General features: G+C 44.0%; 6 protein-coding genes. All 6 read left to right on the top strand.

The annotated features are described in order from the left end of the window. Positions 1-547: 547 nt before the first annotated feature. Positions 548-2,449: a glutamine--fructose-6-phosphate transaminase (isomerizing) gene (gene glmS / locus IM462_RS00580; RefSeq protein WP_287702689.1), complete on the top strand. Its 1,902-nt coding sequence runs from the start codon at positions 548-550 to the stop codon at positions 2,447-2,449. Between the two features lie 55 nt (positions 2,450-2,504). Next, the gene (locus IM462_RS00575) at positions 2,505-2,807 is read left to right on the top strand and encodes a hypothetical protein (protein WP_002746625.1); all 303 of its coding nucleotides are present in this window, start codon (positions 2,505-2,507) and stop codon (positions 2,805-2,807) included. Further along, positions 2,798-3,037: a DUF2283 domain-containing protein gene (locus IM462_RS00570; protein ID WP_002801930.1), complete on the top strand. Its 240-nt coding sequence runs from the start codon at positions 2,798-2,800 to the stop codon at positions 3,035-3,037. The genes IM462_RS00575 and IM462_RS00570 overlap by 10 nt, the downstream gene beginning before the upstream one ends. A 485-nt stretch (positions 3,038-3,522) precedes the next feature. Continuing rightward, on the top strand, positions 3,523-5,034 hold the full coding sequence (locus tag IM462_RS00565) for a type I restriction-modification system subunit M (protein WP_287700908.1): 1,512 nt from the start codon (positions 3,523-3,525) through the stop codon (positions 5,032-5,034). 3 nt (positions 5,035-5,037) lie between these two features. Further along, complete coding sequence (locus IM462_RS00560) at positions 5,038-5,361, top strand: nucleotidyltransferase domain-containing protein (RefSeq protein ID WP_002750888.1); 324 nt, start codon at positions 5,038-5,040, stop codon at positions 5,359-5,361. A gap of 296 nt (positions 5,362-5,657) precedes the next feature. Next, a complete protein-coding gene (locus IM462_RS00555; protein ID WP_287700910.1) occupies positions 5,658-6,806 on the top strand; it encodes a restriction endonuclease subunit S in 1,149 nt (382 codons plus the stop codon). The last annotated feature ends 225 nt before the right edge of the window (positions 6,807-7,031 follow it).

Here is a 7,031-nt window from a genome sequence, read left to right as displayed (position 1 = left end):
TCTAACACTTTCTGGTATAGTTCACTTATCATTTTCGTTATTTAGGTCATATATGGTAAATATGACTTATCTTTTTTTGGAGTCTGTATCTGTATTCCATGCTACATAAGCTTTTCAGCTTGCTTGTCCCCCTGTCAGGGTTTTTAGCTGTCTGGTGATCCTGAAAACCCTTGCTAAATCTACACTCAGCTATTTGGGAACAGCAATAAATGGAGGTTAAAGAGCCTTTTAAAACCCAACCCGTTGATCAATTAATTGTGTAGTTTTGTTGCAAAGAGAAAGTTTTTTTGACAAAAAGAACAAAGTGTGCTGCTGAGTGATCTATAATATATTTGTTCTTCCCACACCCCACACCCCACACCCCACACCCGTTCGGCTGAGCTCACGGCCGAAGCCCACACCCCACACCCTACACCCCACACCCCACACCCTAATCTCCTATAGGGGAAACTTTGCCCTTACCCCTGCGTCTTGAGCCTCTAAGCAAACAAGTGTCACGCTTGCGATAGAATAGATCGGACTTAGCCTAAATGGGGTCAGCGAAAGAATGTGCGGAATTGTTGGCTATATCGGAACCCAAACAGCGATCGATATTCTCCTAGCTGGTTTGGAACGTTTAGAATATCGGGGTTATGATTCGGCAGGGATTGCCACAATTCTTGAAGGTGAATTACATCGAGTCCGCGCCCAGGGAAAACTCTACAATCTGCGAGAAAAATTAGAACAGGAAGTTAATCCCTCCCAAATTGGCATCGGTCACACCCGTTGGGCAACCCACGGCAAACCCGTAGAAAGTAATGCCCATCCCCACACCGATAACAGTCAACGGGTGGCAGTGGTACAGAATGGCATTGTCGAAAATTTTCAGGCATTAAGAACAGAATTAAAGGGGAAAGGCTGTATATTTGACTCGGAAACCGACACAGAAGTTATTCCCCATCTAATCGCCAGTTATTTACCCAAACCTAGCGATGAAGAAGACTTGGGGGTGAGTCCTTTCCTCAAGGCAGTTTTAAGGGCAATTGAACGTTTAGAGGGTGCTTTTGCCCTAGCGGTGATTAGTCCCGATTATCCCGATGAATTGATTGTCGTGCGGCAACACGCCCCTTTAATCATCGGTTTTGGTCAGGGGGAGTTTTTCTGTGCCTCCGATGTCAGTGCTTTGGTTCCCCATACCCGGGCTGTGCTGTCCTTGGATAATGGCGAAATCGCTCGGTTAACACCCTTGGGAGTAGAAATTTATAATTTTGAGGGAAAAAGAGTCCGTAAAAGCCCCAGAGTCCTCGATTGGAGTCCGACAACCGTAGAGAAACAGGGTTATCGTCACTTCATGCTCAAGGAAATCTACGAACAACCAGGAGTGGTGCGCGACTGTTTAGGGACCTATCTGCATCCCCATTGGACAGCACAAAATGGGGATAATGTCAACCCGATAAATATTAATTTTTCTGAAGAAATTTACGATAATTTAGAACATATTCAGATTTTAGCCTGTGGGACCAGTTGGCACGCTAGTTTAGTGGGTAAATACTTGATTGAGCAGTTGGCGGGTATTCCCACAAGGGTACAGTACGCCTCGGAATTTCGCTATGCACCCACCCCCCTGATGCCCAATACTTTAACCATCGGGGTGACGCAATCGGGGGAAACAGCCGACACTTTAGCAGCGTTGGAAACGGAAAAACAGCGTCGTTTAGGATTAGGAAAAAAATATCAGGCCCGGATTATTGGGATTACTAATCGCCCCGAAAGTACCCTAGCACAAATGGTCGATCAGATTATTAATACTCAGGCGGGGATCGAAATCGGGGTGGCGGCAACTAAGAGTTTTACCGCCCAGTTATTGGGTTTTTATCTCTTAGCTTTGGATTTATCCTATCGTCGTCAAACTTTGTCTTTAGAGAGAATCGAGCAAATTATTAATGAAATGCGATCGCTGCCAAGATCGATCGAAACTGTCCTAGAAACACAGGAAAAAGCGATCGAAGAATTGGCCCATGAATTTAATGACACCCAGGACTTTATTTTCTTGGGACGGGGGATTAATTTCCCCATCGCTTTAGAAGGGGCCTTAAAACTCAAAGAAATCAGTTATATTCATGCGGAAGGCTATCCAGCCGGAGAAATGAAACACGGACCAATCGCGCTTTTAGATGCAAAAGTTCCCGTAGTAGCGATTGCGATGCCGGGGGTAGTTTATGATAAAGTTCTCTCCAATGCACAGGAAGCAAAAGCAAGGGATGCGCGGTTATTGGGAGTAGTTGCTGACAGCGATACGGAAGCACCAAAAGTCTTTAATGATTTATTGTATGTGCCGGAAGTTGAGGAATTATTATCGCCAATTTTAACAGTAATTCCCCTACAATTGCTCTCCTATCATATCGCGGCCCGTCGCGGTTTAGATGTGGATCAGCCGCGCAATTTAGCCAAAAGTGTCACGGTGGAATAGGGTTCATCGGGTTGAAAGTGTGGTTTAAAGGTCTATTTACACTGAATCGGAACCTATGAATCTTTATGCAACTTCTCAGAATGGGGTTTTAATTCGTCTGACAGAGGAGAGATGGAAACACATTATCAGTGGACATAGTGAATTAGTATCGTATCAAGCGGAGATATTGGAAACCATTCGCCATCCTGAGAAAATCCTAGTAGGAAACCATCAGGAATTGTTGGCAGTTAAACAAATAGTTTCTGGAAAATATCTAATTGTTGTTTATCGGGAATTATCAGAGGGGGGATTTATTATTACTGCTTATTTAACCCGTCGTCTTCGTGAATTAACCAAGAGGAAACAAATATGGCCATAACTAGCATTAATATTCAATCCTATCTTAACTTCGCCAAGATGATTCACGCTCTGCCTCAGCAAGATTTTTGGACAGCTTATGATGCAAAAGCAGATATTTTGTATATTAATTTTCATCAACCATCTTTACCAGCGGATGATAGCGAATTAACAGATAATGATGTGATTATTCGTTATCAAGGGGATAAGATCATTGGTTTAAGTATTCTCAATGTTAGTAAAATCCAATGATGCTAAGTAGCTGGTTATAATTAAATTAAAAATGGATTTTGCCTTTAATCCCCCCTTAGTCCCCCCTTGATAAGGGGGGTGCCGATCCCCCCTGCCCCCCTTGATAAGGGGGGTGCCGATCCCCCCTTAGTCCCCCCTTGATAAGGGGGGTGCCGATCCCCCTTAATCCCCCCTTAATAAGGGGGGCATCTGATAATTTTTAACGCCTACCTACTTATAAATAGGGTTGGCTGCATATCAGTAGAAGCTTGGCTAGAAAAGGCTTTAATTAGTGATTGCAAAGCGATCGCTAGGCAAGATTGCCAGATAAAATTGAGAAACTGAGCTATATAGGAGCGATCGATCTTTGTGTCCTTTGTGTCTTTGTGGTTCGTTCCACCCCCTAGCCAGTTTTAGAATATATTTTACCCAGAAAACCTAAGAGACCCCCCGATTTTCAGTACAATATTACTGCAATATTAAAAGCAGTGAACAAATAAACAGCGATGATCACCGGCGAATTAAAATCCAAAATAGATAAACTTTGGACAACCTTCTGGAATAACGGCATTAGTAACCCGCTTTCGGTAATCGAGCAGATTTCCTATTTACTCTTCATCAAGCGCCTAGATGACCTAGAACTAGCTAAGGAGCGTAGGGCCCAACGATTAGGCGAAAACCTCGAAAATCCCACCTTTACCCCCAGCCAACAGCATATCCGTTGGTCCCGCTTCAAAAATATCGATGATGCCGAGACAATGCTGCGGATTGTCCGGGATGAAGCGTTTCCCTTTATCAAAGATCTGGGGCAATTGTCCAAGGGTAGCACCTACGCTAAACACATGAAGGACGCGGTGTTTCTCATCGCCTCCCCGGCGCTGCTGGCCACGGTAATCGAACAAATTGAAAAAATCCCCATGGAGGATCGGGACACCAAAGGCGACCTTTACGAGTATATGCTCTCGAAACTGAGTACAGCCGGGACTAACGGACAGTTTCGCACACCGCGCCATATTATCAAAATGATGGTGGAGTTATTAGCGCCGGGACCCCGGGAGGTTATCTGTGATCCGGCCTGTGGCACAGGAGGCTTTTTAGTAGCGGCTGCCGAGTATGTGCGGGAGTTAAAGGACAGCGAGGGGGGACGTTTGCTCCATGAACGCGGCAACCTAGAGCATTTCAATAACCAAATGTTCCACGGTTTTGATTTCGATGCGACGATGTTACGCATCGGCAGCATGAACCTGATGTTACACGGTATCGAGCAGCCGATTATCGAGGCCCGGGATTCCCTATCGGAGGACCACGCCGGGGTAGAGGATAGTTTTACCATGATTCTGGCTAATCCACCGTTTAAGGGTTCGGTGGAGAAGTCCACTATTGCCAAGGATTTATCGAAAATCATTGACACCACTAAAACCGAGTTATTATTCATGGCCCTGTTTTTGCGCTTGCTGAAGACGGGGGGAAAAGGTGCGGTAATTGTGCCGGATGGGGTGCTATTTGGCTCGTCCAAGGCCCATAAGGACATCCGCACCATCTTGGTAGAAGAACATAAGCTAGAGGGGGTGATATCGATGCCGTCGGGGGTGTTTAAACCTTACGCGGGGGTATCTACCGCAATCCTGATTTTTACGAAGCTGGGGGTAAGGGAAAAGGGGACTGACTTCGTTTGGTTTTATGACATGGTGGCGGATGGTTTCTCTCTCGATGATAAGCGCCAACCGATTGCCGATAATGATATCCCGGACTTGCTGCGCTGTTGGCAGCAACGCGACTCCGCTAAGGATACCAATCGCACTTCGACAAAGCTCAGTGACCGCACAGGGAAGGCGTTTTTTGTGCCTCGCGAGGAGATTCAGGCCAATGCTTATGATCTATCAATTAACCGCTATAAGGAGATAGAGTACGAGGAAGTGAGCTATGAGCCGCCGAAGGTGATTTTACAGAAGTTAAAGGCTTTAGAGGCTGATATTCGTCAGGATTTGGACGCATTAGAGGAAATGTTAGGAGATTAGGAGATGAAAAATCTACAGCTAGAGGTTATTCTGCGGGAGATAAAAGATTATTTCCATCTGCTCTATCAAAACCAATTACAGAAAATCGTCCTTTACGGTTCCCAAGCACGGGAAGATGGACGGGAAGATTCTGATATCGATCTTTTGGTCATTCTTTCTGGTGTGGTGGATCCTTATCAGGAAATTGACCGCACGAGTGAATTTATCGCTAGGCTTTGCCTTGATTATAATGTGGTTGTTTCCCGTCATTTTATCTCTGCGGCAAAGTTCCAGAGCGGAGATAATCCATTTCTTGACAACATACGGCGCGAAGGGGTTACGCTATGAGCGATGATTGCATTGGTAGTTTTGCTCAACCGAAAGGATATTTGATTTATGCTGAGAAATAAGATTTGTCGGCATTTAGATTCCAAGAGAGTGGTGGGTTACGCTATCGCTAACCCACCCTACCCATTGAAGGGAGAAGAGTTCATAGTAGGGTGGGTTAGACGGCAACAATCTAGGCATTAAAGTCAATCTAACAATCCGTCGTAACCCACCGCTTTAGTCCACCGAAAGGATATTTGATTTATGCTGAGAAATAAGATTGATCAGGTTTTACACGCATTAAAGGAGATGTTGGGATGAATAGAGATTTATTATCTGGAGAGTACAAGCGCTTTCCAAAACACTGGGAGGTAATTTCATTTACTAAAGCTTTTAAAGATATGACAGGGGGACAAACCAAAATTCCAAAAGGAGATTATTTAGAAAGCGGAGATATTCCCATAATAGATCAGGGGCAAGACTTGATTGGTGGTTATACTAACGAACGCCAAGCTGTATGCGATATAAGACTTCCATGTGTGGTGTTTGGCGACCATACAAAAATATTCAAATTTGTCACCAAACCATTCGCTTTAGGGGCTGATGGTGTCAAGGTATTGAGTGAGGCTAATAATATTGACCCTAAATTTGCGTATTATTTTCTGAATACGCTGAATCTCCCTGATGTCGGCTATAGCAGATATTTCCGCTTTCTGAAAAGAACTTTTTTCCCCCTCCCACCCCTCGAAGAACAGCGAAGAATTGCGGCAATTTTAGATAAAGCAGATGGGGTGCGACGCAAGCGCAAAGAGGCAATTCGGTTGACTGAGGAGTTGTTAAAATCGACTTTCCTAGAGATGTTCGGTGATCCTGTTACTAATCCGAAAGGGTGGGAGATAGCTAAACTCGGTGATTTTGGTAAAATATTGACTGGAAACACTCCTCCTCGTTCTGTCTCAGAAAACTATGGAGACGAAATCGAATGGATTAAGTCGGATAACATCACCACTCCTGAGCATTTTTTGACAGAGGCAGAAGAAAAGCTTTCGGCGAAGGGAAAGAAGATAGCTAGAACTGTCCCTAATGGTTCGGTTCTAGTGACCTGCATAGCTGGAAGTAGATCAAGTATTGGGCGGGCTGCCCTTACTGATAGAGAAGTAGCATTTAATCAACAAATTAATGCTGTGGTTCCAAATTCAGATGTAGATCCGTACTTTTTATACGGCCAGTTATTCGTTGCTCAACATCTTGTGCAAGCACAGTCTACTGATTCAATGAAAGGCATGGTCAATAAGAGCAAATTCTCAAGTATTGAGTTCATAAAACCTCCATCACAAAAACAGCAAAAATTTGGAAAGTGGTTTCTAGGTTTTCATAGATACTACATGAATTTGATCAGTGGAGAGGAACAATCCGAAAATCTCTTTAATTCCCTTTTACAAAGAGCATTTAGGGGGGAACTGTAGCCATGGCAGCTGGCGGATTACTGCCATAATCTTGTGGGAAATGCCATTAAAAAAGACCGTTGGACAATTAACCAAGATTCCTATCATCTCATACTGTCACGAGGGAAAAACCTAGATAAAATAACCGAACTTGCTGTTTTTAAATTGGCAACATTTGGAGTAAAATAATGGAAAAAGTAATTAACAAAGTTAACATCAAAAAGCAAAATAATGACTTTAACTATT

The sequence above is a fragment of the Microcystis sp. M144S2 genome, assembly GCF_020246065.1.
Taxonomy (GTDB): Bacteria; Cyanobacteriota; Cyanobacteriia; order Cyanobacteriales; family Microcystaceae; genus Microcystis; species Microcystis ichthyoblabe_A.
The sequence above is the reverse complement of the archived record's forward strand: the minus strand, read 5'-3'. Positions and strand labels throughout refer to the sequence as shown.

Coding starts and splice junctions, on each gene's coding strand:
- IM462_RS00575 (WP_002746625.1), top strand. CDS start 2,505: ATGAATCTTTATGCAACTTCTCAGAATGGGGTTTTAATTCGTCTGACA.
- IM462_RS00560 (WP_002750888.1), top strand. CDS start 5,038: ATGAAAAATCTACAGCTAGAGGTTATTCTGCGGGAGATAAAAGATTAT.
- glmS (WP_287702689.1), top strand. CDS start 548: ATGTGCGGAATTGTTGGCTATATCGGAACCCAAACAGCGATCGATATT.
- IM462_RS00570 (WP_002801930.1), top strand. CDS start 2,798: ATGGCCATAACTAGCATTAATATTCAATCCTATCTTAACTTCGCCAAG.
- IM462_RS00555 (WP_287700910.1), top strand. CDS start 5,658: ATGAATAGAGATTTATTATCTGGAGAGTACAAGCGCTTTCCAAAACAC.
- IM462_RS00565 (WP_287700908.1), top strand. CDS start 3,523: ATGATCACCGGCGAATTAAAATCCAAAATAGATAAACTTTGGACAACC.